General features: G+C 44.4%; 20 protein-coding genes. 13 read left to right on the plus strand and 7 right to left on the minus strand.

Going from position 1 to position 26,422, the window contains the following annotated elements:
- The first annotated feature begins 70 nt into the window (after positions 1-70).
- The 10 genes from ADJ77_RS06270 (at position 71) to deoC (ending at position 9,468) form a co-directional block, all read left to right on the plus strand.
- Positions 71-406 (plus strand): MmcQ/YjbR family DNA-binding protein, encoded by a 336-nt coding sequence (locus ADJ77_RS06270; protein WP_050696150.1) that lies wholly within the window; start codon positions 71-73, stop codon positions 404-406.
- The gene (locus ADJ77_RS06275) at positions 403-1,113 is read left to right on the plus strand and encodes a DUF5131 family protein (protein WP_025077664.1); all 711 of its coding nucleotides are present in this window, start codon (positions 403-405) and stop codon (positions 1,111-1,113) included. The genes ADJ77_RS06270 and ADJ77_RS06275 overlap by 4 nt, the downstream gene beginning before the upstream one ends.
- Entirely contained in the window at positions 1,110-1,490 is a 381-nt protein-coding gene (locus ADJ77_RS06280; RefSeq protein WP_025077663.1) for an MmcQ/YjbR family DNA-binding protein, read from the plus strand. The genes ADJ77_RS06275 and ADJ77_RS06280 overlap by 4 nt, the downstream gene beginning before the upstream one ends.
- A 323-nt stretch (positions 1,491-1,813) precedes the next feature.
- Positions 1,814-2,554, plus strand: a complete 741-nt coding sequence (locus tag ADJ77_RS06285; protein ID WP_081784408.1) for a transporter — start codon at positions 1,814-1,816, stop codon at positions 2,552-2,554.
- Positions 2,555-2,678: 124 nt separating this feature from the next.
- Entirely contained in the window at positions 2,679-4,550 is a 1,872-nt protein-coding gene (mnmG, locus tag ADJ77_RS06290; protein ID WP_050696151.1) for a tRNA uridine-5-carboxymethylaminomethyl(34) synthesis enzyme MnmG, read from the plus strand.
- A gap of 118 nt (positions 4,551-4,668) precedes the next feature.
- Positions 4,669-5,199 carry an adenine phosphoribosyltransferase gene (locus ADJ77_RS06295; RefSeq protein ID WP_025077661.1) on the plus strand — a complete coding sequence of 177 codons (531 nt, stop codon included), beginning with the start codon at positions 4,669-4,671 and terminating at the stop codon, positions 5,197-5,199.
- A gap of 281 nt (positions 5,200-5,480) precedes the next feature.
- Positions 5,481-7,316, plus strand: a complete 1,836-nt coding sequence (gene uvrC / locus ADJ77_RS06300; protein ID WP_025077660.1) for an excinuclease ABC subunit UvrC — start codon at positions 5,481-5,483, stop codon at positions 7,314-7,316.
- A 30-nt stretch (positions 7,317-7,346) separates the two neighbouring features.
- Positions 7,347-7,799, plus strand: a complete 453-nt coding sequence (gene dtd, locus ADJ77_RS06305) for a D-aminoacyl-tRNA deacylase (RefSeq protein WP_025077659.1) — start codon at positions 7,347-7,349, stop codon at positions 7,797-7,799.
- A gap of 196 nt (positions 7,800-7,995) precedes the next feature.
- Positions 7,996-8,319 (plus strand): nucleotide pyrophosphohydrolase, encoded by a 324-nt coding sequence (locus ADJ77_RS06310; RefSeq protein ID WP_025077658.1) that lies wholly within the window; start codon positions 7,996-7,998, stop codon positions 8,317-8,319.
- 201 nt (positions 8,320-8,520) lie between these two features.
- Positions 8,521-9,468, plus strand: coding sequence for a deoxyribose-phosphate aldolase (gene deoC, locus ADJ77_RS06315; RefSeq protein ID WP_025077657.1), 948 nt, complete (start codon positions 8,521-8,523; stop codon positions 9,466-9,468).
- Between the two features lie 961 nt (positions 9,469-10,429).
- On the opposite strand, the gene ADJ77_RS06320 is transcribed toward deoC, so the two are convergent.
- Positions 10,430-11,410 (minus strand): polyprenyl synthetase family protein, encoded by a 981-nt coding sequence (locus ADJ77_RS06320; protein ID WP_025077656.1) that lies wholly within the window; start codon positions 11,408-11,410, stop codon positions 10,430-10,432.
- Between the two features lie 93 nt (positions 11,411-11,503).
- Here ADJ77_RS06320 and polA point away from each other — a divergent pair, with 93 nt between their 5' ends.
- The 3 genes from polA to ADJ77_RS06335 all read left to right on the plus strand — a co-directional run bounded on the left by polA (position 11,504) and on the right by ADJ77_RS06335 (position 18,470).
- On the plus strand, positions 11,504-14,266 hold the full coding sequence (polA, locus tag ADJ77_RS06325) for a DNA polymerase I (protein ID WP_025077655.1): 2,763 nt from the start codon (positions 11,504-11,506) through the stop codon (positions 14,264-14,266).
- Positions 14,267-14,837: 571 nt separating this feature from the next.
- Positions 14,838-16,349: a GH3 auxin-responsive promoter family protein gene (locus ADJ77_RS06330; protein WP_025077654.1), complete on the plus strand. Its 1,512-nt coding sequence runs from the start codon at positions 14,838-14,840 to the stop codon at positions 16,347-16,349.
- Positions 16,350-16,424: 75 nt separating this feature from the next.
- Positions 16,425-18,470: an Ig-like domain-containing domain gene (locus tag ADJ77_RS06335; protein WP_050696152.1), complete on the plus strand. Its 2,046-nt coding sequence runs from the start codon at positions 16,425-16,427 to the stop codon at positions 18,468-18,470.
- A gap of 434 nt (positions 18,471-18,904) precedes the next feature.
- Here ADJ77_RS06335 and ADJ77_RS06340 read toward each other — a convergent pair whose 3' ends face one another.
- The 6 genes from ADJ77_RS06340 to ADJ77_RS06365 form a co-directional block, all read right to left on the minus strand.
- The gene (locus ADJ77_RS06340) at positions 18,905-19,912 is read right to left on the minus strand and encodes an acyltransferase family protein (RefSeq protein WP_050696153.1); all 1,008 of its coding nucleotides are present in this window, start codon (positions 19,910-19,912) and stop codon (positions 18,905-18,907) included.
- Complete coding sequence (locus ADJ77_RS06345; RefSeq protein WP_025077653.1) at positions 19,909-21,303, minus strand: hypothetical protein; 1,395 nt, start codon at positions 21,301-21,303, stop codon at positions 19,909-19,911. The genes ADJ77_RS06340 and ADJ77_RS06345 overlap by 4 nt, the downstream gene beginning before the upstream one ends.
- A gap of 8 nt (positions 21,304-21,311) precedes the next feature.
- Positions 21,312-23,336, minus strand: coding sequence for a type IX secretion system anionic LPS delivery protein PorZ (gene porZ / locus ADJ77_RS06350; RefSeq protein WP_025077652.1), 2,025 nt, complete (start codon positions 23,334-23,336; stop codon positions 21,312-21,314).
- A complete protein-coding gene (locus ADJ77_RS06355) occupies positions 23,333-24,241 on the minus strand; it encodes a glycosyltransferase family 2 protein (RefSeq protein WP_025077651.1) in 909 nt (302 codons plus the stop codon). Before ADJ77_RS06355 ends, porZ begins: the two co-directional genes overlap by 4 nt.
- 316 nt (positions 24,242-24,557) lie before the next feature.
- Positions 24,558-25,157 carry a non-canonical purine NTP diphosphatase gene (locus tag ADJ77_RS06360; RefSeq protein WP_050696228.1) on the minus strand — a complete coding sequence of 200 codons (600 nt, stop codon included), beginning with the start codon at positions 25,155-25,157 and terminating at the stop codon, positions 24,558-24,560.
- A 168-nt stretch (positions 25,158-25,325) separates the two neighbouring features.
- On the minus strand, positions 25,326-26,312 hold the full coding sequence (locus ADJ77_RS06365; protein ID WP_025077650.1) for a YitT family protein: 987 nt from the start codon (positions 26,310-26,312) through the stop codon (positions 25,326-25,328).
- Between the last annotated feature and the right edge of the window lie 110 nt (positions 26,313-26,422).

Consider the following 26,422-nt stretch of genomic DNA (forward strand, 5'->3'; position numbering starts at 1 on the left):
AAAAGAAACTGACTATCAAGCAGAAAATATGTATCTTTGTCATCATACATAACCAAGTAAAGAAAGCGGAATGGATATTGAGGAATTAAGGCGTTACTGCCTGTCACTATCAGAAGAGACCGAAGAGAAGTTCCCTTTTCAGCAGTTCAAGGCTGCAAAAGACGTGCTTGCTTTCTACATCGGCGGACATATCTTCTGCTACTTTGACATCAACGACCTGACGCACGTAACGGTGAAATGCCAGCCGGAAAAGGTGACAGAACTCATAGAACGGTATGACTTCATCGACCATCCCTATAACGGCAATGCCAAATACTGGATTGGCATAGACGTGATGCGGGCAGACAGCAACCTGATAAAGGAACTGATTAAGGACTCGTTCGACATCGTAAAGAAAAAGAAATGACGCTCTGGAATCTCATACACGGCTGTCACCGCAAGAGTGAAGGCTGCAAGCATTGCTACGTCTTCACTCGCGATGGGCAGTACGGCATAGACACGAATATCGTGCGCAAGACCACTACATTCAACCTTCCGATGAAAAAGAACAGGAAAGGAGAGTGGAAGATTCCTGCCGGAACGATGGTGATGACGTGCTTCTCGTCAGACTTCTTCATCGAAGAAATGGACGAATGGAGGGAGGAAGCATGGCTGATGATGCTGAAACGACAGGACTTGCAGTTCTTTATGGTGACGAAACGCCCTGAACGTATCACAGAATGCCTACCTGCGTATTGGGAAGAGCTGGAAGAGCGTGTCTATATCTGCTGTACGATGGAGAACCAGCGACGAACGGACGAACGGCTCCCCATCTTTCAAGCGGCTCCACTCATACATCGTGAAATCATTGTAGAACCGATGCTTGAAAGCATTGACTTCCGAGGTTCACTGAATGGTATTGAGCGCATCACCGTTGGAGGTGAATCGGGAACATACGCCCGTCCCTGTCATTATGAATGGATATTGGATGTGCGCAGACAATGCGAACAAGCGGGCATAGGCTTTCATTTTATGCAGACTGGTGCCAACTTCTATAAAGACGGTAAATATTATAAACTTACGCACAGGCTGCAAATGTCGCAGGCCGCACGTGCAAATATCAATATAGAATGAACATTGAGGAATTCCGCCAACACTGCCTTCCACTGAACGGTGTCACAGAAAAGATGCCGTTTGACAAGGCTAACAATGATTACGACCGCAACCTGCTGGTATTCTCCATCGGCGACAAGTGGTTCTGCTTTGTGAATATTGAGGTCTTCGACTTCTGCGACCTGAAGTCTGCCCCAGATGTCTCTGCCGACTTACAGGCTGAATACGAAGCTGTAAAGCCCGGCTATCACATGAACCACAAGCATTGGATATCCGTCTACTTCAATCAGGATATACCCGACAAGCGTATCTTTGAGCTTATTGATGATGCTTACCAACGAGTGCTGGGCTCACTGCCTAAGGGGGAACGGGAAAAGTACAAGGTGTCAAATATTTAATGGACAATACACGGCAAACTGATAACTTAAAATGCAGATAATACGGAGAAACAATCCAACATCAGGTCCTGTTTCTCCGTTCTCCATTTACTTTAACTATAAAAAAGCTGTTTTCATCCAATTAATACGTATCTTTGTCGCAGGAACAACACTATCCGCATGAAGATTAGTATAGAGGTATAGTATTATAAAACAGGGGGTGTAGTCTTTATCAAAACAAACAGAAACATTATCAACAGGAAAGAAAACAATGATGACCTATCAAAAAAGGGTTAAGGATAGCTTTGTGTCTGTCTCTCCTCACACTCGTTCCAGTGCGCTCAATGGCACAGGACAACGACGACTTCTCGCCAGACGCACCCGGTGCAACAACCGGCGTCAGCATAATGCCCCAAGGAAAGATTGACTGGGAAACTGGTTTCTCGCACGAATGGAACAGGAGAAACGGTGCGCATGAACGTACATGGACTGTCAACACATCAATGTTCCGTCTCGGAATGACTCCACAGGCTGAGTTGAGACTGCAGATAGACGAATGTCTTACCCACACATCGGAAGGAAACTACGGAGGCATCGCCAATGCTGCTATTGGAACGAAAATCAAGGTTTATGAGGGTGGAAAGAGCTTGCCGAAAGTTGCTTTTATGGGTACATTGCTCATTCCCGGAGGCAGTCATGCACGCTACCTGCCCGGTCATGTCGGCTTTCAGGCGCATCTGCTATTTGAGAACGAGCTGAGCAGTAAGTTCACACTGGGCTATGAAGTGGGGAGTGATTGGAGCGGCGACACGAACAATCCCGACCTTTTCTTCGGTATCAACCTAACCTATCAGCCTTCTGACAAGTGGAGCTTCTTCGTCGAAAGCTATAACCGCTACAACTCTCAGCGACAGGACGACTGGGCAAAAGCGAGACGCAGCAGCCATTTCAACTGTATGAGTGAGTTCGGACTGACTTATATGCTTACGCCACGACTGCAATTAAACGCATACAGTGACATCTGTTTTAACGAGTTTTCCCGATACAATAACATCGGCTTTGGCATTGCGTGGCTGCTGAATTAACCAAGGGAGCTTATTCATCAAGGAACTTTTCTACCTATAATCTATTCATAATTCGATTTTATTTCTTAATTTTGTGACGTTTTAAATTAGGGGTGTTGTGCCCCTATACTTTTGTAAAAAGACGATGAAATTCAAGTATGATGTACTTGTTATCGGCGGTGGACACGCAGGTTGCGAGGCTGCAACAGCAGCAGCCAACATGGGTGCAAACACCTGTTTGGTAACAATGGATATGAATAAAATCGGTCAGATGAGCTGTAATCCAGCTGTCGGAGGAATTGCTAAAGGACAGATAGTCAGAGAGATAGATGCTCTTGGGGGCTATATGGGACTGGTAACCGACGCAACAGCGATACAGTTCCGTATGCTGAACCGGTCGAAAGGACCTGCCGTATGGAGTCCACGAGCGCAGTGTGACCGTGGCAAGTTCATCTGGGAATGGCGGACAATACTCGACCATACTGACAACCTTGACATCTTTCAGGACCAAGCCGACGAATTACTGGTAGAGAATGATAAAGTGTTGGGAGTCAGAACAATATGGGGTATTGACATCTATGCACGTACGGTGGTTATCACTGCTGGCACATTCCTCAACGGACTGATGCACATCGGCAAGCGAAAGGTGGAAGGTGGACGATGCGCAGAGCCTGCTGTTCACAACTTTACAGAGAGTATCACGCGTCACGGTATTCGTGCCAAACGTATGAAAACCGGTACTCCCGTGCGTATTGACCGCCGTTCGGTTCACTTCGACGAGATGGAACCACAGCCGGGAGAGACGGATTATCACCAGTTCTCTTTCTATGGCCCGCACCGCCAGCTGCCACAGCTGCCCTGCTGGACCTGCAACACGAATGAGGAAGCGCACGAGGTGCTGCGCCGTGGAGTGGCTGACTCTCCCCTCTTCAACGGGCAGATTCAGAGTACAGGTCCACGCTATTGTCCTTCGATAGAGACGAAACTCGTCACCTTTCCCGACAAGAACAGCCATCCGCTCTTCCTTGAACCAGAGGGCGTGGATACGAACGAAATGTATCTGAACGGCTTTTCTTCAAGTATGCCTTGGGAGGTTCAGTTAGAGGCTATACACAAGATTCCCGCCCTGCGTGACGCAAAAATCTATCGCCCGGGCTATGCCATCGAATATGATTACTTTGACCCTACACAGCTGAAGCAGTCGTTGGAGTCGAAAGTCATCGAAGGATTGTTCTTTGCCGGACAGGTGAATGGTACCACTGGATACGAGGAAGCGGGCGGACAAGGCTTGGTGGCGGGTATCAATGCCGCCCTGTTCTGCGCTGGCAAGGAGCCTTTCGTTATGAACAGGGACGAGAGTTACATCGGTGTGCTGATTGATGACCTCACGACAAAGGGCGTTGACGAGCCTTACCGCATGTTTACTTCGCGTGCAGAATACCGTATTCTTCTACGTCAGGATGATGCTGATGCACGTCTGACGGAGCGGGCTTATAATATAGGTACAGCTAAGCAGGACCGCTACGACTGGTGGATGCAGAAGAAGGAGAATATCAACCGTATTCTTGACTTCTGTAACAACACTTCGGTCAAGCCGGATTTAGTAAACGGTTTCTTGGAACAATTGGGAACGTCTCCTATCAAGGGAGCAACTAAGATTACAGAACTTGTGGCACGACCACAGATCAACTTCGAGAATCTCTCAGCTGTTGTTCCGAGCCTGAAGGAGGCTATTGAGGCTTCGCCTAACCGCAAGGAAGAGATTGCCGAGGCTGCGGAAATCAAATTGAAGTACAAGGGCTATATTGACCGTGAACGTGTATTTGCTGAAAAGATGCACCGCCTTGAAGATATAAAAATCAAAGGACACTTCAGGTATAGTGAGCTGCATGACCTTTCAACAGAGTGCCGACAGAAGTTAGAGCAGATTCAACCGGAAACGCTCGCACAGGCAAGTCGCATCCCTGGAGTTAGTCCAAGTGACATCAATGTACTGCTTGTCCTGATGGGAAGATAAGTGTAATGGAACTGAAAAGGTCCAACACGTGAACGGAACAGCAGTCTGACAAGCTCGGAAAAGCATACTGTTTCACGTGAAACAAATGCATAAAACAAAACTATATAACAATCTGAAAATGAACAAAGAACTATTATTAGACAACCTGAGATGTATCCCGGATTGGCCTATTAAGGGTGTTAACTTCCGAGATGTTACCACCCTGTTCAAGTCACCTGAAGCTCTTCAGGAGATTACTGACGAAATGGTTGAACTCTACGAAGACAAGGGTGTAACTAAAATTGTGGGTATCGAGAGCCGTGGCTTCGTTATGTCGTCTGCCGTTGCAACCCGTTTAGGTGCAGGTATCGTGCTTTGCCGCAAGCCAGGAAAGCTCCCTTGTGAGACCGTACAGGAGAGTTATCAGAAGGAATACGGCATGGACACAATCGAAATTCACAAGGATGCTATCAACGAGAATGACATTGTTCTCCTCCACGACGACCTCCTTGCAACAGGCGGAACGATGAAGGCTGCCTGCGACCTCGTCAAGAAGTTCAAGCCAAAGAAAGTGTATTGTAACTTCATTATCGAACTTCACACGGAGTTTCCTAATAGCCGTGACCAGTTCGACAAGGACGTTGAAATTAGTTCTTTGCTCCAATTCTAATCAGCAAGACTGTGACAAGTATCTTTCCTCCCTACCCTTTTAAATAACAAAGAGGAAATGAAATGAAAATAAAAGAACGAGGAGCATCCCGCAGATCGGGCCGCTCCTCGTCTCTTTTAAAATACATCTCTGCTACTTGCCCACATACTCTTAGATTACAACATCCTTCCCCCTCCCTTCTCTTCGAAGCCCGTCGACACCAGCAAACACGTGAAACAGCCTTCACGTTCCACGTGAAACAAAACGTTTTAAAACACCTTTAAACAAAGGAGTTACGCAAAATGAATAAAGAAGAAAACTTGAAGCGAACAGCTTATCTAAAGAACATTGTGCTCAACATGCCCGAGAAACCGGGCACGTATCAGTTCTATGATAATGAGAAAACTATCATCTATGTCGGCAAAGCAAAGAATCTGAAGAGGCGTGTTTCATCATACTTTCATAAAGAGGTTGACCGCTTCAAGACAAAAGTACTGGTTTCTAAGATTCACGATATTTCCTACTCTGTGGTCAAGACAGAGGAAGATGCGCTTTTGATAGAGAATCAACTTATCAAGCAATACAAGCCAAAATACAATGTATTGCTCAAAGATGGAAAGACTTATCCCAGTATTTGCGTAACAAACGAATACTTCCCACGCATCTTCAAGACACGCACTATCAACAAACGCTACGGCACTTTCTACGGTCCTTACAGCCACATCGGAAGCATGTACGCCATTCTTGACATTATAAAGAAGGTATACAAGCCCCGCACCTGTCGCTTCCCTATTACGAAAGAAGGAATCGAGCAAGGTAAATACAAGCCTTGCTTAGAGTATCATCTACATAACTGTGGAGCTCCTTGTATCAACAAACAAAGTTATGAAGATTATCAGGAAGCTATAAAACAAGCACGGGAAGTATTGAAAGGAAACACCCGTGAAGTCCAGAAACTCCTGAAAAAACAAATGGAGAAATATGCAGAAGAGCTGCGGTTTGAGGAAGCTGAACTCTGTAAACAACGCTATCTCGCTCTCGATAACTTCGCTGCAAAGAGCGAAATCGTTAGTCATACGATTACAGATGTCGATGTATTCACAATTGTAAGCGACGATACAAGAAAGAATGCTTTTATCAATTATATTCACGTAACCAACGGTGCAATCAATCAAAGTTTCACTTATGAATACAAGCGTAAGCTCGATGAGTCCGATGAAGAACTGCTTAACGAGGCTATTCCAGAGATACGTGAACGGTTCAACAGCACAGCCAAGGAGATTATCGTCCCCTTTGAACTTGATTTCAAAGTGAAAGGTGCAGAGTTCTTTATCCCACAGCGGGGCGACAAACATCATCTTTTAGAGCTTTCAGAGATGAATGCCAAGCAATACAAGTTCGACCGCTTGAAACAAACAGAAAAGCTGAATCCAGAGCAAAAACAGACCCGTTTGATGCGAGAACTACAGGAAAAGCTGAAGTTAACGAAGCTACCTTATCACATAGAATGCTTTGATAACTCCAACATTTCCGGCACTGACGCTGTCGCTGGCTGTATAGTATATAAGGGAATGAAGCCCTCCAAGAAGGATTATCGCAAATACAACATCAAGACAGTAACTGGTCCTGACGACTACGCATCCATGCAAGAGGTTGTCAGACGACGTTACAGCCGGATGCAGGAAGAAGAAACTCCCCTGCCCGACCTCATCATCACGGATGGTGGAAAGGGGCAGATGGAAGTGGTCAGAGAGGTGGTCGAAGACGAACTCCATCTGAATATCCCCATTGCAGGACTCGCCAAAGACGACCGCCACCGCACCAACGAACTCCTTTTCGGATTCCCACAACAGACAATTGCCTTAGACATCAAGGGCGAACTCTTCAAGGTTCTCACCCAGATACAGGATGAAGTGCACCGCTACGCTATCTCCTTCCACCGCAAAAAACGCTCTAAAAATCAGTTACACAGCGAGTTAGATAATATCAAGGGCGTCGGACCAAAGACAAAAGACGCATTATTAAAGAAACTGAAGAGCGTAAAAAGGATTAAAGAAGCTGAAAATCAAGAACTTACAAGTATAATAGGCGCAAGTAAAGCGAGTATTGTTTACAATTATTTTCACTCTGACAGGTAAATTGTCAAATAAATATTGTATATTTGCGATATGAGAATTGTGATACAACGTGTTAGCCAGGCTTGTGTTACCATCAACAAGCAAGTAAAGTCTTCCATAGGAGCCGGTTACCTTGTCCTCCTCGGCATTGGTAAAGACGACACTGAAGAAGATGTCAACTGGTTAGTAAAGAAAGTGATAGCCTTGCGTGTTTTCGACGATGAAATGGGCGTAATGAACCGCAGCATCATGGATGTTGATGGCGAAATACTCGTTGTTTCCCAGTTCACCCTTATGGGAAGCCATAAGAAAGGAAACCGTCCAAGCTGGATTCATGCAGCCCCACACGAAATCTCCATCCCGCTCTATAATCGCTTCTGTGCCGCTCTGAGCGACGCCTTGAGTAAGCCTGTAGGTACTGGAGAGTTCGGCGCAGACATGAAGGTGGAATTACTGAATGATGGTCCTGTAACCATCTGCATGGATACAAAAAACAAGGAGTAAACTTCACCGGGCTACCTCAACAACGCTTGACAGAAGAAAGACAAACAGGATTTGAAGGTAAATAAACAAAGAGAAAAGCGATAGAATGGGGATTTTTCTCCATCTTTCTTACCAGAGTTCACCACACATATCCGCTTCAACCTGTACCTATTAATAGCTTGTCAACACACATCATCAAACAAAAATAACAGAAACAATGACGATAAAAGAAGCACAGCAAGCCGTTGACAAATGGATAAAGGAAAACGGTGTACGCTACTTCAGCGAGCTGACAAACATGGCATGCCTCACAGAAGAAGTAGGAGAACTGGCACGTGTGATGGCACGTACATACGGAGACCAGAGCTTCAAGGAGGGTGAAAAGCCTAACTTAGGCGAAGAAATGGCTGATATTCTATGGGTTCTGCTCTGCCTTGCCAATCAAACCAGCGTCAATCTCACCGAGGAATTACAAAAGAGTTTTGACAAGAAAACCAAACGTGACAAAGATAGGCATAAAAACAATCCAAAATTAAAATGAGACTATTTAATCCAATAAAATAACCTATAATATAAAAACGAAAGCTATTTTAGGGAAAAATAAAACTCTGACTGAATGTCAAAACTACGTTTCTCCAATATCAAAAAACGACAATGGAAAACGACAAAATGCAGAAACATGCTTTTATACATTCACTTCTCTACATAGAAACCATAACAACAAATATAATTAAAACTAATCATGGGTACAATTAAAGACACAGTATCAAAAGACATCCAGGCGCAAAAAAACGTTGGAATCGTCGAAAAAAGCGAGTATGATCAGGCTTTGGCACAGTACAACCTCAACATCACTGACGAGGAAGTAAAGGCTGCCGTAACAAAGATTATCGCTGAAAAAGTATCAGAGAACGACAACCTTGAGGTAAAGAAGTTCCTCTTGGGAAGCGTTGAGCTAACTACACTCAGCACAACAGACACTGAAGAAAAGGTGCTCGCCATGGTTGAGAAGGTAAACCGATTCGACAGCGAATATCCTGACCTCCCTCACGTTGCAGCTCTCTGCGCCTATCCTTGCTTCACAAAACTGATGGCAGACAGCCTTGAGGTTGATGGCGTTGACATTACAAATGTAACGGGTAACTTCCCATCTTCACAGACATTCCTGGAGGTAAAGACCATCGAAACAGCCCTCGCTATCAAGGACGGTGCAACCCACATCGACATTGTCCTTCCAGTAGGAAAGTTCCTTTCCGGCGATTACGAAGGCGTTTGTGACACCATCAGCGAGATGAAACAGGTATGCGGTGATGTGCCAATGAAGGTCATTCTTGAGACAGGTGACCTCCGTAACGCCAGCGACATCAAGACTGCTGCCCTCCTCTCTATGTATGCTGGTGCTGACTATATTAAGACAAGCACAGGCAAGGAGAAGGTCAGTGCAACCCCAGAGTCTGTGTATGTAATGTGCCAGGCTATCAAGGAGTACTATGACAAGACGGGCATTCAGATTGGTTTGAAGCCTGCCGGAGGCATCAATACGGTGATGGATGCAGTTATCTACTACACTATCGTCAAGGAGGTTCTCGGTGAGAAATGGCTCACTAACTACTGGTTCCGCATGGGTACCAGCCGTCTTACCAATCTCTTGCTCAGCGAAATCATTGGTACTGAAACTAATTTCTTCTAAGTTTCTCCTATCATCAGCACAAAATTAAAGTGCTGATGATTATATAAGATAAAACAAAAATAACTAATAAGGGGTACGCAATTTGTGTGCCCCTTTATTGTATCTACACATGAAAATCGTCGATATTTAAAATTACTTGCAAAAAAGCATTATCAAAAAATATTCAAAAAAAATAATCTATAATAGAATTATATATAGTCTATTTAATTGCAAAGAGCCAACAAATCAACTATAAAATACCATCCATTAAGCTGAAACAAGAACAAAATAAAAAGAATACATACAACCAAATCAAATATAAGAAGACAAACACCTTACTCTTCTAAACCATAAAATTAAGTATCCTAAATAAGCCGTACTTAATTAGAATATCATCCTTACAAATACTTACTTTTAGTCGAATAACTCCTTTCTAATGACAAATTACAAACTCCTTAACAACACCTTGCAAGATAAAAAGCCACCAACACCATTTCTGATGCATAATAACACGTCGGTAGAAAAAGGAAAGAGAGCTTTAAACTGTCATCATAATAATATATTGGAAGACACTAATGACTAACCTACATGACGCACACACAATAACGAAATTTATTTACATAACAGACTCCCATCATCTTCTTAAACACAAGGAAATAAGTCTGAAAGCACCCCTTTATATCTAACAGTATATCAATACCTTATAAGACCACACGAGAAAAGATGCCTAATTGGACTTCAATTAAGCCTTAGTTAGAGCTCAATTAAGCACCTATTGAACGCCAATTAGTGCTTAATCAAACTGCAAGTAAGCATCAACACATGAAAAGAAAAGATGAAATTATATGACAAACAAGGCGTAAAAAGAAAATCTCTTCATGGCAATTGAAAAACGTCACCATGAAGAGAAACCATAATCATCATAACAAGTAATAAGTACTGTCACAATGAAAAACACATATCAATAATTGCCATCGGGCAATTACTTTTTCCTTTTAATTACATAATCAAGGTAAGTCTGAAGCGCAGAACAGACACTTTCGTCCTTTACATAGTTATCAAGGAAAGTCTGCGCTGCAGCATGAAAATCCCACATACGGCGTTCCGCATACTCAATACCACCGTTTTCCTTGGCAAAATTGACCATTCTATCGATTTCCGCACGTGTCACGTCGTGTGCTTTTACCTTACGAGCCAATGCCAGCATTTCCTCATTTTTTGTCGAATTCAACGCATAAATGATAGGTAATGTGAGCTTTCCTTCAGCCAGATCATTGCCTGTAGGCTTACCTATCTCAGCATCAGAGTCGTAATAATCGAAGATATCATCGCGAATCTGGAACACTATTCCGAGGTTCTTACCAAAGAGCCTTGCAGCTTCTACCTCCTCTTCTGATGCGTCAGCCGACTCGGCTCCAATGGCTGCACACGCCTCAAAGAGGGCTGCAGTCTTGCGTTCAATAATCTTATAATATACCTCTTCTGTAATTTCCTTATTTTGGATATTCGACAGCTGTAGTATCTCCCCATCGCTCAATGTACGTCCCAACTCTGCCAGACGGCGCACGATAATCTCCGAATGAGTATAGCTGACATGCAGCAAAGCCGTTGAAAGCACGTAATCACCCACCAGAACGGCAACCTTATTATCATAGTCAGCATTGACACTCGCCTGCCCTCTCCGCTCATCAGACTCATCGACGACATCATCGTGAACAAGTGAAGCCGTATGCAAAAGCTCCAGTCCTACAGCAGCGTGCTGTGTTACTTCAGAAACCTTACCAAAGTTCTTTGCCATCAGGAGGATGAGAATGGGTCGCATGCGCTTCCCTGCCCGCTGCTTGATATGGTTCAACACCGTCTGCAACAAGCCGTCTTCGTGGTCGAGCGCATGATTGAAAAGGTCGATGAAATCGCCCAATTCTGCCTCAATCGGTTGTTTTATGAGTGAAAGGGTATCCATTATTGACTTTAAATTTGATACAAATTTACTCATTTTATCGGAGATTATGGAAGAAAATTAGTAATTTTACAGCTAAAAATAGAATAATTAGTTATGGCAAAACTCTTCCTTCTTGACGCTTATGCGCTCATCTATCGTTCGTACTACGCATTCATCAAAAGTCCGCGTATCAACTCCAAAGGACTGAATACATCAGCTGTGATGGGCTTTTGCAACACGCTGAATGAAGTGCTCACAAAGGAGAAGCCAACGCATATCGGCGTAGCTTTCGATCATGGAAAGACTTTCCGCCATGACGCTTTCCCGGAATATAAGGCACAGCGTGAGGAAACACCAGAGGATATAAAGCTGTCAGTACCTATCATCAAGCAGATTCTTGAGGCAATGCGCATCCCTATTTTACAGGTAGACGGCTTTGAGGCAGACGACATTATCGGTACTGTTGCAACTCGCTTTGGCACCGATGGAATCGATACTTTTATGCTTACGCCTGATAAAGACTATGGTCAGTTGATTGGTCCGAACGTCTTTATGTATCGTCCTCGCCACGGTGGCGGATACGAGATATTGGGAGAAAAAGAGGTAGGAGAAAAGTATGGCATCCCTACCCCAGCCCAGGTAATCGACCTTCTGGCGTTGATGGGCGACTCGGCAGACAACTTTCCGGGTTGTCCGGGTGTTGGAGAGAAAACTGCCGCTAAGCTGATTAATCAGTTCAGCTCTATTGATAACATGCTTCAACACACTGATGAGATAAAGGGAAAACTACGTGAGAAAGTCGAGAATGCTGTTGAAGATATTAAAATGTCAAAGTTCCTCGCAACCATTCGGACAGATGTTCCGATGCAACTTGAATTGGATGAGCTCAAAGTCGAGCAACCCGACGAAACAAAGTTGCGTACGATATTCGAGGAATTAGAATTCAAGACGCTTATCAACAAGTTTCTTAACAAAGGTGAAACAAAGCCAAAAACAGCCAATAATCAGCTTGATTTATTTGCAGAAAACACGACCAATGCGTCAGATGAGCCGAAAAATGCGAAATTTGAGACCATAAAAACAACCCAACATGAGTATAAACTCGTTGAGAATGAGGAAGAACTACAGCAGCTTTGTGACTTTTTTATGACAAAAGAGTTTGTCAGTATAGACACAGAAACCACCTCAACCGATGCAATCAGTGCTGAATTGGTGGGTTTGAGCTTCTCGGTTGAAGAATACAAGGCATTTTATGTTGCTGTACCAGCCAACCGTGAAGAAGCGTTAAAAGTCGTTCAGATATTCAAACCGCTGTACGAAAGCGACAAAATAATGAAAATCGGTCAGAACATCAAATATGATTATGAAGTGTTGAGCAGGTATGACGTAACACTACAAGGCAAGATGTTCGACACGATGATTGCCCACTACCTCATCCAGCCAGAGCTACACCATAACATGGACTATATGGCTGAGACGCTGCTCGGCTATCAAACCATCCACATTGAGGAGCTGCTTGGACCGAAAGGAAAGAAGCAGAAGAATATGCGTGACCTCTCCCCCACCGATATATATGAGTATGCTGCAGAGGATGCCGACATCACCCTGCGCCTGAAGAACGTGCTTGAGCCACGCTTGAAGGAGCTTGGCGTGGAAGAGCTCTTCTGGGATATCGAGATGCCTTTGGTGCGTGTACTGGCTGACATGGAGCTGAATGGCGTATGCTTAGACACTGAAGCACTGCAAGAGACGTCAAAAATATTCACTGAACGTATGATACAATACGAACAGGAAATATACAAGGAGGCAGGCGAAGAGTTCAACATCTCAAGTCCAAAACAGGTGGGTGACATCCTCTTCGGCAAGCTACAGGTTATGGACAAGCCTAAGAAAACGAAGACGGGACAGTATGTTACGAGTGAAGAGGTGCTGCAAAACCTTGAAGGAAAGAATCCTATAGTACGTAACATCCTCAATTACAGAGGTATGAAGAAGTTGCTAAGTACATATATTGATGCTCTTCCCAAGCTGATCAACCCACGCACAGGACATATCCATACGTCGTTCAATCAGGCTCTTACAGCCACAGGACGACTCTCATCGAGTGACCCTAACCTGCAGAACATCCCAGTACGCACGGATGACGGCAAAGAGATACGCAAGTGCTTCATACCAGAAGAAGGCTGCCTGTTCTTTTCAGCTGATTACAGTCAGATAGAGTTGCGCATTATGGCACACCTCTCTGAAGACGAGAACATGATGGAGGCGTTCCGTGAGGGGCACGACATCCACCGTGCAACGGCTGCAAAGATATGGCACGAGGATATAGACAAGGTAACCGATACACAGCGAAAGAAGGCTAAACAGGCCAATTTCGGCATCATTTACGGTATCACAACCTACGGACTTGCCCAGCGTATGGACATCTCGAACGGTGAGGCTAAAGAGCTGATACAGGACTATTTCCGCACTTTCCCAAAGGTTCAGGCGTATATGGAACAGGCTAAAGAAGTGGCAAGAGCCAAGGGATATGCCGAGACACTCTTCCATCGCCGCCGCTATCTGGCTGATATCAACAGCCGTAACGCCACTGTACGTGGTTTTGCAGAGCGTAACGCCATCAATGCACCGATACAGGGAACAGAGGCAGATATTATCAAGGTGGCAATGGTTCGTATCTGGGAACGCTTCAAGAAAGAAGGAATCCGCTCTAAGATGATTCTCCAGGTGCACGATGAACTTAACTTCTCGGTCTATCCTGAGGAGCGTGAACAGGTGGAACGAATCGTCATTGAGGAGATGCAGAACGCTTATCCGCTGAATGTTCCATTGACAGCTGATGCCGGATGGGGCAAGAACTGGCTGGAGGCACATTAATATCCTCACCCGGAAACCTCCCCCAGAAACCTCTCCCAGAAGCCTCCCCCGACCCCTCCGAAAGGAGGGGAGTGCAGAAAGAAGAGAGAATTAAAAGGGTTAAAAAAAGTTTGGTAATAGCTACGTTTATAATCTATAAAACGAACTATAATAGTCTATAATTAAAACATAAAGATAAAAAAGGTGGCAGATTTCGACTTTATAGAGTAGAAATATAGATGCTTATAAGGGCAAACAGAAATCGAAGAGATTGACTACAGACTTAGAGAGGAGCATGGTTTAAGAGCCTCCCTACCCTTCTCACCGAATTATTTTCATGAAGAAAAAGAATTATTTTCATGAAAAGAAATATTTTTCTTCACGACAAGAAATATTTTTTTTCATGAAAAGAATTTAGAAAAGGACTGAAAGTAGAGGTCAAAGGAGGATGGAAATTCCCATCATTTTTCATGCCGTAAATACAAAAAAGAGCCTTTTCAACGGCTTGGAAGCAGTGTTAAAATATAGAAAAAGGCTATCCGTTTAGCTTTTTTGGCGTAATTTTGCAATTTAATCAACCAGAGAAATTTGAATGAGTCTTACTAATATAGTAAACAAGTTGTACTTCCAACCGCGTCGCAAGGAGCTTGAACGCTACGTCACGGCTGGAGAGACTATCCAGCGGGAAGTCATGGAATACCTCGTTGAGCGGGCTAAGGACACCGAATACGGTCGTAAGCACCTGTTCTCAACGATTAAGTCGTATGAGGATTTTGTACAGAATATTCCAGTCAATACCTACGAAGAACTGAAGAGCGACATCAACCGTATGCGCCACGGAGAACGGGATGTGCTGTGGCCGGGAGTGGTAAGATGGTACGCAAAATCTTCTGGTACGACCAACGACAAGAGTAAGTTTATTCCTGTTTCTCACGAGGGATTGCAGACGATTCACTATCAAGGTGGAAAGGATGTTATCGCTTACTACCTTAGCAATCATCCTGAAAGCCGCCTCTTCAATGGCAAGGGTCTCATCTTAGGTGGTAGTCATTCTCCGAATTATAATCTGTATAACTCACTCGTCGGTGACCTGAGTGCCATCCTCATTGAGAACATCAATCCCCTCGTAAATCTTTGTCGTGTGCCCAAGAAAGAGACTGCCCTTCTGAGCGACTTTGAGGTGAAACGCGACCGAATTGCACAGGAAACACTGAAGCAGAACATCACCAACATATCGGGCGTTCCGTCGTGGATGCTCTCCGTACTAGTGCGTGTGATGGAACTAAGTGGCAAGCAGCACCTGGAGGAGGTATGGCCTAATCTGGAGGTATTCTTCCATGGTGGTATCCCTTTCACGCCTTATCGCAAGCAGTATGAACAGCTCATTACCAAGCAGGGCATGAACTATATGGAGACTTACAACGCTTCCGAGGGCTTCTTCGGCATACAGGATGACCCGACGGACAGCAGTATGTCACTTATGCTCGACTATGGTGTGTTCTATGAGTTCCTGCCAATGGACGAGTTTGAAAGCGAACGCCCGAATATCGTCCCACTGTCAGGTGTGGAGATAGGGCGCAACTATGCAATGCTCATCAGTACCGCCTGCGGACTCTGGAGATACGAGATCGGAGACACAGTGCAGTTCACTTCGACCAATCCTTACAAGTTCATTATCACCGGCAGAACCAAGTATTTCATCAATGCCTTTGGTGAGGAGCTCATTATGGACAATGCTGAGAAAGGACTTGAGGCAGCCTGCAAGGCTACTGGTGCACAGATTTCTGATTACACCGCAGCCCCAATGTATATGGATGCGAAGGCTAAGTGCCGCCATCAGTGGCTCATTGAGTTTGCGAAAGAACCATCTTTACTTGAAAAGTTTGCCACTGTCCTTGATGCGAAGCTGCAGGAAATCAACTCCGACTACGAGGCAAAACGCTTCCATGACATTACCCTCCAGCCGCTTGAGATTATCGTTGCCCGTAAGGAACTCTTCAACGACTGGCTCAAGACAAAGGGTAAACTCGGTGGACAGCATAAGATTCCACGCCTTTCAAACAGCCGTACCAACCTTGAAGAACTGCTGAGTATGAACCAGTAAAAGGTGAAAAAGTTAAACGGTAAAACAGTAAAAGAGAGTTTGAAAGGTATAAAGGTATAAAAGTAAAACAGCGATATGAAGAAGATAAAACAAAGATATTGCCCAGGAAACATGGATGGAAAGGATGACTTTTCAGCTAAGGTCAGCTATTGCCTTTCAGCATTTTACCAACCAAACGTTTTACCTTTTTACCTTCTTACCTTCTTACTTTTCCTCCTTTCCTCCTGTGCCAAGATGGGACAACCTGATGGAGGATGGTATGACGAGACCCCACCAAGGGTGCTGGCTGCCTCACCTGCCGAGCGGGCAACAGACGTAAACAGCAAGAAGGTAAACATATATTTCAATGAGTTTGTCAAGTTGGAGAACGCATCTGAGAAGGTTGTCGTCTCTCCACCACAGATTGAAGCTCCTGAAATAAAGGCTACTGGTAAGCGAATAACGGTGACTCTGCAGGACAAGTTGCAGCCCAACACCACCTACACTATCGACTTCTCTGATGCCATCTCCGATAACAACGAGGGCAATCCATTAGGAAATTACACCTACAGCTTCTCCACCGGCGACCATATCGACACCCTTGAGGTATCAGGCTATGTGCTGGAAGCAGAGAACCTGGAGCCTGTCAAGGGCATCCTCGTGGGTCTTTACAGCAATCAGAACGATACAGCTTTCGAGAAACAACCTATGCTGCGTGTCTCACGCACCGACAGTCGTGGACGTTTCATCATACGAGGTGTTGCCAAAGGTGACTACCGTATCTATGCGCTACAGGACATGGACGGCAACTATATGTACAATCAGAAGAGTGAAAAACTGGCTTTCACGCCCGAAATCATCATGCCGTCGTGGAAGCCGGATATACGACAGGACACGCTCTGGATTGACTCCCTGCGTATCAAGGACATCAAGCAGGTACCCTACACCCACTTCCTTCCTGATGATGTGGTGCTGAATTCCTTTACAGCTACACAGACAGACCGGTTCTTCCTGAAGTCTGAACGCAAGGAAGCAAATCATTTTACACTCTTCTTCAGCTATGGAGATGCTGACCTACCACAGATAAAAGGGCTCAACTTCAATGCCAAAGATGCGTTCATAACAGAACCAAGTATGAACCAGGACACCATCAACTACTGGCTTCGTGACACTGTCCTCGTCAATCAGGACACGCTGCGAATGCAGATGATATACAACATGACGGACAGTACTGGCAAGCTCATCCCTAAGACTGACACGCTGGAAATACTCCCAAAGACACCATACGCCAAGCGTTTGAAGCGTCAGCAGGAGGAATACGACAAATGGCATAAGAAGCAGGAGAAGGCGAAAGAACGTGGCAAAGCCTATGAAACAGAGATGCCAACTGTACCGTTAGAGGTAAAATATGATGTCCCTTCGCAGATGGATCCCGACCAGAACCCAAGGTTCCACTTACCTGCTCCAATTGCAAAGACAGACACCTCAAAGATACATCTCTATGAGAAGATTGACACCCTTTGGTATCGGGCAAAATATCAGTTCGGTGCAGAGATCGGCAAACCACGCGCTTTGAAACTTGTCAGCACATGGAATCCGGGACATGAATACAGTCTTGAGGTGGATTCCGCAGCCTTCACAGACATCTACGGCAATGTGTCCGGGAAGTACAAACAGGGCATCCGCATCCCATCAATGGACGAGTACAGTACGCTGGTCATGACCTTACAGAACATGGATGGCAAGAACTGTCTGCTGCAGTTGCTCAATGAAAGCGACAAACCAGTGAAAGAGGTGAACGCAAAAGACAATCTGGCAACATTCCACTACGTCAAGCCCGGCAACTATTACCTCCGACTTATCGTTGATGACAACGACAACGGAAAGTGGGACACGGGCGATTATGCCACCCAGCGACAGCCCGAAGCCGTATATTATTACCCGAAATCCATCGAATGTAAGGCAAAGCGTGATGTACAGGGAACATGGAATCCGCGTCAGATTCCACTCTACAGGCAGAAGCCTGCGGCAATAACAAAGCAGAAAGCCGACGTTCAGCACAAGATAAAGAGGCGTAACCTTGAACGTGCACGTAGTCTTGATATTCCGCTGCCAACCGACCTTCTCAATTCGGGTAAGTAGAAACAAAAGGTATCAAAATACAAACAACATAGCTTTAGTAAAAACATTCAATACTATAAACACCCTCGCCTGTCCACTCCCCTATCAAGGGTTAGGATTGACGAGGGTGTTTTCGTTATTTCAATTTCGTAATGACTATTACCGTAATGACCCTTACTTTATCACCATAAGACTGCATCTTTCTTTGATGACAACAAGGAAAACAAGCCTTAACAGTGGTTCTCCTGAAATTATTTTCATGAAAAAAAATATTTTTCTTCATGAAAATAAATATTTCTTTTCACGTAAATAAATTCTTTTTTTCGTGAAAATAATTCGCAACAGGTGATTAATTTAAGTCTATATTACCCTACCTTGCTATTTGAAAAGCAAAGTTTAGTCCCCCTTCAAAAGGCTTATTAAGATGCTGTACAGCTGTTACAAGCTACTAAAATCTAAGATACTGGAATACCAGAAATCATTGCCAAAAATCGACCGAAACGATTATTTCGGAAATTGAAAAGCAGTTTATAGATTAAGAAAGGTCCATAAACGCCTGTCAGAATAGCGAGGAAAATATAAAAAGCAGTATCGAAATGAGTGAATCGCATTAGTATCTGAATACTCAATGCTTGAAAGATTCCATGATAAAGATAGATGGTATAAGAAGCTGGGGAGAGGTGATTGAAGAAACAAAGTTTGTATTTTGCGTATAAGCGCGCCAAAGCAAGCGACATAAGAATACCATCCGAGGCGAGGAATAAGCCCGTTAGAGGGGATGTATTTACGTTTAGGCCGATGATTGACAGGGCAAACGTAAGAAGGAATAGTAATAATGCTGTTATCTCCTTATTGAGGAAACGCAGCAGACGGAAGTTGGACACGAAACAGCCTAAAGCAAAATAAAAGGCGTAATGGATAGCCCCAACAATATTGAAAACTGTATCGTGAGAGAAAGGTAGGCTGATACTTATTATTGCAAGTACAAGAAGTAAAAGGCAGAAAACAGCATGAGAGGCTCTGCGTTGTACTCGCCGTGAAAGAGAAAGGGCTATCACTGCAAAGAGAAATAGAAAGAATAAGGTGGGCAGGAACCAATAGGAGCCGTTGACATTATGGTAAGGATAGATGAGCATCAATACATATTCGCTCCAATTAGCTTGTATCGGACGCACCATAAACTGCGACAAAAGAACCTTTGGAACAAAGAGCAGGGTACTCAAAGCAAAGTAAGGGAGTAGCAGACGCACTGCTTTACGACGTAGGAAAACGTAAGGTTGTAACTTTCTTCCTTGTACTGAGACATTGAAAAGATAGCCCGATACGAAGAAGAAGAGGGGTACATGGAACTGATAAATCCAATCAACAATCAGACTCTCCGTCTGAAAGAAGGAGTGTCCGATGACTACCAAGAGGATAGCAAACACATGGAGAAAGGAGATTTCAGCTATCTTTTGTTTCATTTTATGCGCTTTACCTGTTCGTCTTCAGCATACCATACACCATCACAGCCTGCTATCTCAGCTTTTGGAAGCAAGGATTTCAACTGACGTTTATCTGTTATTTCTTCATTGAGAATGGTCTTTGGCCATTGATAACCTGTCTGCTGACGAACTGAATAACCCCATCCGAAAGCCTCAAAGGGAATCACCCAAAAGGAAGAATACTTCGTTTCGCCTTTGTCTAAGTGTATCAGCATTACTTTGTTGACGGGTCGGTTACATTGACTGACGATGCTCTTTGCCATCCGTTCGCCCATCTTGCCCGATAGCCAAGAGGCATAGCCGTGATGAAAAAGGGTGAAGGCTGCGGTCAGAAGATAGAGTAATGCTGAAAGTATTAGTGCCCGCTTGTTCTTTATCCGTTCGCAAAGTAGGGCAATCATTACCGCAACAAAGGGCAGAACAGCATAGCAGTGCATCAATGTGAAGACGGTCATAAGATTGACGAAAGCCCCGGCAAAGATGGATAAAAACAGTATTACAAGCGGCTTCTGCAATCTACAGGAACGCAGCAGAAGCCAGATAAAGGGCAAAGGAAGGAATCCTGTGACCACAACAACAGTAAGATGGCGGTGCTGCGGATGGATGAGACTGGCGTAATCAATGGGATAGAAGGTCATTCCTAATAATAAACCAAGGTTGCGTAGCAGTCGTATTATGGTGAAATCCATATAGACATTGTTCTCAAGATGGAAGCTATCGGTCAACAGGAAACGGCAAACAAGATAGAGAACAAACAACGAACATCCACAAAGAAGGTGCTTTAAAGCACGGTTAAAACGTTCTTTTCCCATGCTCCATACGATGAATGGCGGACATACAAACCAAATATAACCAGACTCTTTGGCAAAGACTGATAGCAAAGAGCACAGTAACCATAGTATAAGTTTTCGGTATCCTGACAGGCTGATGTAGCTATATAGGGCAAGAAGTCCCCATAGAAGCGAATAGACTTGATTGAGGGAATCGATGTTCAAGACCGTTCCCAAGGTGCCTGACGACAAATAAAAGAAAATGACAGACAGGTTACGAGACAACGTACTTACCCTGAACCATTGCAGAATCTTATAGACCAACAACGTGTTAAGGATGTGTCCTAATAGGATGAAAAGGTGGTTTAAGGTTGGAAACAGTCGGTAATCAAGTCCGAGAAAATGCCCAAAAAGCACATCAAAGGGACGCCAGTAATTGCCGTCAGGGAGCAGACTTTGAAGCGTAAGAGGTTCTGTCTGCGGTACGGTATAGTATGTCCAGTCATCAAAGGTAGGCTGAAGTTGACAAAGCAACAGCAATGCCAACGGAGCAGTCAGTACTATCCAAAAGATGGGATTACGCCCTGTCCGTGCCTTCATAGCCTCAACTAATTAACAACAGCAACCTTACAAACAGTGCCATTATCGCCGTTTTCATCGGCACTCTGCACCATATAAACTCCTGATGCGACACGTTTTCCATTCTTATCCTTGCCATCCCAGACGAAAGTACCACCATTACTTGTGCCTTCAGCAACGAGAACTCCATTCGTTGTAACAATCTTCACATCCGCATTCAACGACAAACCGACAATTGTGACAGGTCCTGTATAACCTGGTTTTACGGGATTTGGATAGGCGTATGTGCTGTTATCATCTGGCGAATCAACAGCCTTTGTGGCATCGCTCATATAAGAACAGAGCCCTTTGTCAGTAGCAAAGAACACCTCACCTGTAGCATGATTGATGGAAACAGACTGTATGTTATTGGACAACAGGTTGCTGTTAGTGGTGATAAAGTGCTGCAACTGCATCATATTATCCGCACTGATAAGATAGACACCATTACCCTTTGTACCGAACCACTTGCGTCCTCCGCCATCAACAGCTATAGCAGTAATCTCAAGACCTGCGAGAAGATAGTCCGCAAGATTAGTCCCGTCGTTGCGTGGAACCTTAACTTGTACGAAGCGATAGCTGTCCTGTTTGTTCATCTGAGAGCGTTGGAGCAGCAACGGACCGGCTGTTGTTCCAATCCATATATTGTTATCCAAGTCTTCTGCCCAGCAGTGTACAGCCGTAATATCCACGTTAGAACCATCGTCATTGATGAAACGTGTATAGGCATTAAGTTTGTCATTCTTGGGATCATAAGAGAACAGTCCCGGCTGAATCCAGTGGTCATTACAGAACCAAAGGAGGTTACGGCTGTCCAGACGCATCTGTGACAAGCCTGAAAGTCCTACACCATCCTTCATCAGTTCTGCCTTACTGAAGGATGTCATCTGCCCATCCTTCGACATCCGGATGAGGTTTTCTTTCTTCGTCTGGTTGTTGAGTACCCACAGATTACCCTCTCTGTCATACGCCAGTCCATTTACTAACACATAATCATTACCCAGTTCCCTACCGTCATCCATAGCACTCTGCAGGATGCTGTTGTCCTTATTATAGAAGGCTACCATCTTACCAGATAGGAACTCATAGAGCCCTGTCCTCGCCCCAACAAACACATGATTGCTGTTCCGAGGATCTACAGCTACCGCCTTTGTTCCTAAATATGCATAACCCGTACGAGCAGAGAAATCGTCCTCAAAGAAGTCCCAATCATCTCCCTGCAACACCTGTACTATGCCCGGATTTTCCCAGTTATCAGCGATGGGATCATAGTATCCACCAGTAGTGTACAGACGGTTATTCCGGAAATCAGTCCATATAAAGGTATTGCGCTTCGGACCACCGGGACTAAGCCGCTTTGCCTGTGCCAGCAGGTCAGCATCCATCGTATGTGAACGTGCCACATAGTTCCCTACCTGCGTCCAGTTGCTTCTGTCAAGAAGATTAGCAGTCAATAAAGCACGATACAGACCATTATTCTGGCTGGCAGCATAGATGTAATTGCCTTCTATATAGCTATAGTTGACAGGGAAAGCGAGGTTATAGCTGTCGGTTATCTCTGCCTTGGAGACATTCAGCTTGACGAGTCCGAAGCCCGTAGAGAGATAACAGTAAGCACCCGACATATCAATGCCATTGACGGTTTTATCCACTGCCAGCGTCTTCAGATAGTAGTCAGGTACGTTCGTAACATTCCCCTTGTCATCCATAAGGTCAATGTTGTAATCAGAATAGACAATCACTAACCGTCTGGCAGTCCGGTTCCAGCCGATGAACTTGATGTCCATACCACTCAATCCATTGATCTTATCGTAAGTCCGTATACTCTGGTCGTTCCTGTTATAGGAGTAAAGACTGTTGGAAGCAAGCACATACAGCTTGTTTCCTCCCTGCTCCACCCACTGTATATTACTGTAGGAAAGATAGTTCTTCCACGTTCCTATCCCTCCGGCAACGGCAGATGCAACAACTGAAACCAACAGAAAAAGCGACAGGAAATATCTTTTTATTGTCATATAGCGTTCTTTGCGTAATGTAAATAATACAAGAGTTTATACACATTAAACCAAAAAACATTCGGTTTATTGCCTAAGAGGCAATTCTTTATAGGAGAAGACAGTTGCTTATAGGCAATTATAAAGAACGGAGTCAGGTGTAAAGTCTCAATGCGTTCGGCTTTGTCAAGCAGGCGGGAATAGCCTTTCAGCTCCTTTCTGAAGGCAAAGAGCGTGCGTAATGCCTCTTCTGTCTTGGCGAGGTAACTGGCGTTATCCTCAAAATCACAGAAGAGTACAGGGTTATCTATATGCCTTACATGAACCTGTTGCTGCTGGAAACGTTTTCCCAAAAGCACATCTTCATAACCATAATGACTGATGTTCTCATCGTAAGGCTGTTCTCCTAAGACCGACCGTTGTACAAGAAGATTCGTTGCCAAATGCTGATAAGGATGGCTCTGGCGGCTCTCTACGGTATTGTTTGTCTCACATTTCCGTTCATAGCAGTATCTGAGATTACCTTTCCAACGGTCTGGACTACCCCCAATAGCGATTCCTCCCACCACTACATCTGCTTCTGTTTGCAGATAATTGCAAATAAAAGAAGGATTATCCAAGGATAAATCGCCATCAATAAAGAGTATCTTTTCCCCCTTCGACTGCGATACAAGGAAGTTGCGGATAGCCGAACGCCCCACGTTCTTCTCTCTGATAATATAACGAACACCCTTCAAATGCTCAATTACCTTGTTCTCATCTATAAGATGCTGACAAGCTGCATTCGTACCAATAGCACCCGATAACGAGCCATCATCTGCCACTATGATTTCAAAGTCTGCCTTGCATTCCACGCACTGCCGATGTAACTCTGTCACCAAAGCTACACAACTACAATTGTAAACAGGAAGAAGAATAGACAACATAGCAGATATTAAATGGTTTATAAACTTGTATCAAACGATTAATAGTACGCTAATTAGCTTTGAACTTATGCTTATCAAACTAATTAACACAGCCCTTTTCAACGTTTATATTAGCTTTCTGGCAGCATAGGAAACAACCTTCTTCAAATTATTTTCATGAAAATAAATTCTTTTTTTCGTGAAAAGAAATATTTTTCTTCATGAAAATAAATATTTATTTTCATGAAAATAATTCGGCAAAGGGTAATTCTCAAAGTCTAAAAGGGGCTTTTTAACGTTTTACTTTCTTACCCTTTTACCTTCCCAAAAGGGCGTTTTAGCGTTTTACTCCTTTACTTTTAACCTTTCCCAAGTATTCAGCCAGCTTCTTCACAGCCCTTGCACGATGGGAAATCTGGTTCTTAATTTCCTCTCCCAGTTCTGCAAAACTCTTGTCATATCCCTCTGGGATGAAGACAGGGTCATATCCGAAGCCCTCCGTACCGTGCTTTTCTGCAGCAATCCTGCCCTCTACCCTACCCTCAAACTGGTGTTCTACACCGTCGATGACAAGGGAGATAACCGTGCGGAAACGTGCCGTGCGGGCGGTTTTACCTTCCAATTTCGCCAGCAATTTACACATATTCGCCTCGCTGTCGTGATCAGTCCCCTCCGCATAACGTGCCGAACGGACACCGGGTTCACCACCGAGCGCATCCACTTCAAGCCCCGTATCGTCAGCAAAACAGTTCTGACCGTAATGTTCAACAACGTAAGCTGACTTCTGACGGGCATTCTCCTGCAGTGTTGCCCCTGTCTCGGGAATATCCTCGTTACAGCCTATTTCAGCCAGAGAAACGATTTCAAAGTCCTTTCCGAGAATATCCCTAATCTCCTCTAACTTATGCTTATTGTTTGTTGCAAATACTATTTTCATCTTCATAAAACGTTTTGTGAACGCAGAAAAACACATGTTTAACGCTTCTAAAGCTCCTTCCTACAAGAAAGACGCACGCCCCGTATGTCCTTAAAGGCTTATCGACATCAGACACACGAAGCGTGCGTCCCTGCAAATTAACAGATGGAACACAGCCCTTCAACGTTCTTATTTCTCTTCATTCGCAGGCTTCCCTTCAGCTTGTGCCAGCTTCTTTTCCTGCTTTCTCATTTCCTTTTTTGCCTTGATCTTTATCTGGTCAAAGCCCTCACCATAGACACCGATGACCGAACTCTGGCTCACAAAGGCTGTAGGGTCAACCATCTTGATAATTCGGAAGATGGTCTTACTCTCGTTGCGCTTTGCCAACAAGCAGATAACCTTCATCTCATTGCCCGTGTACCAGCCGTGTCCGTCGAGGATAGTCAGTGCATGATCGGTCTCATCCACAATGGCATTGGCAATCTCCTCATGCTTCCAGGAGAAGATCATGAACTGCACTGACTCTCGTCTCATGTTCATCACGTGGTCCAACATGAAACATTCAATGAACATCGTACAGTAACCAAAGACCATCTTATGCATACGTTCCATTATATCACCGAACTGAGGGAAGAACATACAGCTACCCACTATCAGAACATCAACACCCATCAGGACCTGTCCTAACGAAATATCGTGATACTTGTTGACGCAGGCTGCAATAATATCCGTACCGCCCGTGCTTCCATTGTTGAGGAAGACGATTGCCAGTCCTGTACCTGTAAGACTACAACCTATAATCAATGACATAAAGTCCTGACCCTCACCAAGCATCTTAACCAGATGCCCACTTGCATCCTTAGGCATCAAGTCCTGTGCAAATATCAACATGAAATAAAGGGCAAAGATGGCATAGATGGTCTTCATCAGGAACTTGAAGCCCAATATCTTCAGAGCAACTATCAACAACGACACGTTGATGATTATATAGGTATTCTGAATTTTAAAGCCCGTAGCATAGTAGATTACAGCCGACATACCCGTCACTCCACCCGTTACAATCTCGTAAGGCATGAGGAAAACGGTGAAGGCTGCTGCATAGAGAAGTAAGCCTACAGTCAGAAAGAAATAATCTTTGGCTTCAGAGCGGATGAGTTGCTGATCAATAGTCATAAGGTTCTTTGAATTTGGTTGATAATGAAGAGGATGTATCAAGACAGTGATAATCCGTACATACACACGGCTTGTGCATCCGCATAAGATTGCTGCGGAGGGACGCACGG

It is taken from the genome of Prevotella fusca JCM 17724, from assembly GCF_001262015.1.
Taxonomy (GTDB): Bacteria; Bacteroidota; Bacteroidia; order Bacteroidales; family Bacteroidaceae; genus Prevotella; species Prevotella fusca.